Below are 1,868 nucleotides of genomic sequence, written 5' to 3' on the forward strand. Positions count from 1 at the left end.
ACCAACCCCTATCTCCACTATAGAAGATATAGATAACAAAAATAAAGAAGGAGGTAATAATCAGAAAGAAAGATTATTCATTCGAGGAAAAGATATATCAGGAGCTCCCAATATTAAAGGTACCAATCAATTACCAAATCCTCCAATAAGAATTGGTATCACTATAAAAAAAATTATTACAAAAGCATGAGCAGTAACTATAACATTATATATATGATCATTTCCTAACAATCTACCAGGATTTCCTAATTCCATTCGAATCAAAACTCTTATAGCAGTTCCCATTATAGCCGATCAAACACCAAATATTAAATATAACGTCCCAATATCCTTATGATTAGTTGAATATAACCATCGCAGTATTATCTAATAGTTTAAAAACATTAAATTGCAAATTTAAAATTATAATTAAGAAATCATAAGATGATGAACTGTAAATTCATATAAGATAAAATTATTTTAAATATACACTTTTAACCTTGAAAGCTAATAGAATTATTATCTTAATAAACTATATAACAAAAAAAACAACTAAAAAAACTCCCATTATTAACCCTACAATATTAATTATAATTAAATAATTATTTTTATTATACATTATAGTAAAATTTATTCAATTCATATTATCATAATATCTCATTAAAACATCATAAATCATACGAAAATATACATAAAACATTACTACAGAACAAAAAATTAAAAACATTATAAAATAATACTCATATTTAAAAATCATTATAAAAGCAAACAACTTTAAAAAAAATCCTAATAAAGGAGGTATCCCAGCTATTCTTAATACCATTAAAATCAACCAACCCTTATATTTTATTTTTATCAACATTGTAAAATCTTCAAATAATAAAAATCTAAAAAATTTCATAACTGGAAAAATTATTAAAGAATATAATAATAAATATACAAATCAACTTAAGTCATCAGAAAAATTACATAATATAATTCAGCCTATATGATACACAGAAGAATAAGCAATTAACTGCTTAAAATTCCTTTGATTATAACATCCAAAAACTCCAAAAAATAATCTAACCACTACTATCATATAAATCACATAAGAAATAAAAATTCTCATAATTATCAAAGGAATTAATTTTTGAAAAGATATTAATATAAAACAAGACATTCACGATAAACCAGAACAAACCGAAGGAAACCAAAAAAAAAAAGGACCTGCACCAATCTTATAACCCAATAATAAACAAACAACAAAATCTACTCACTCCTTATTTAAATAAAAACATCTTATTAAAACAGCTGATCCTATTCTTTGAATAAAAAAATACTTCAAACAAGACTCAATCTTTAATATACTTCTTTCTTTATATATTAATATAATAAAAATTATTATATTAATCTCTAAACCTAATCATAACAAAAACCAATCATCTCTATTTATAACTAAATGAAATCTAATAATATATATAAAAGAAAATAAAACTACATTTAAAATAAAGATATATTCATTTATGAGGTATGAACTCATTAGCTTTATATAGCTGATCATAATAGTTCTCACCTTATTCTATCCTCTCTCATACAAATAATGAGAACAAAGAATACAATAAACATAATTATATTCACATAACAACTTATACTTCATATCATTCCATATATATATATATAATCATATACAATAATATATATATTTCCTCTCAGGGTCCCCGGCTTTCCCCCTCCGCCGGGTCCCCGGTGGAATATTATACCCTTATATAATAATAAATTACATATATTCATAGTTCTCACCTTATTCTATCCTCTCTCATACAAATAATGAGAACAAAGAATACAATAAACATAATTATATTCACATAACAACTTATACTTCATATCATTCCATATATATATATATA

General features: G+C 23.3%; 2 protein-coding genes. One reads left to right on the top strand and one right to left on the bottom strand.

The window, feature by feature from the left end:
- Positions 1-190 (top strand): hypothetical protein (locus CW751_RS15490; RefSeq protein ID WP_158540204.1); only part of this gene is annotated, 190 nt, incomplete at its 5' end.
- Positions 191-958: 768 nt separating this feature from the next.
- Here the strand turns inward: CW751_RS15490 and CW751_RS16070 are convergent.
- On the bottom strand, positions 959-1,141 hold the full coding sequence (locus CW751_RS16070) for a proton-conducting transporter transmembrane domain-containing protein (protein WP_101335831.1): 183 nt from the start codon (positions 1,139-1,141) through the stop codon (positions 959-961).
- Between the last annotated feature and the right edge of the window lie 727 nt (positions 1,142-1,868).

This window comes from Brumimicrobium salinarum, assembly GCF_002844555.1.
Taxonomy (GTDB): domain Bacteria; phylum Bacteroidota; class Bacteroidia; order Flavobacteriales_D; family Crocinitomicaceae; genus Brumimicrobium; species Brumimicrobium salinarum.

What these genes read in the sequence shown, in the direction of transcription:
- CW751_RS16070 (WP_101335831.1), bottom strand. Translation starts at nt 1,141, where the DNA reads ATGTCTTGTTTTATATTAATATCTTTTCAAAAATTAATTCCTTTGATA.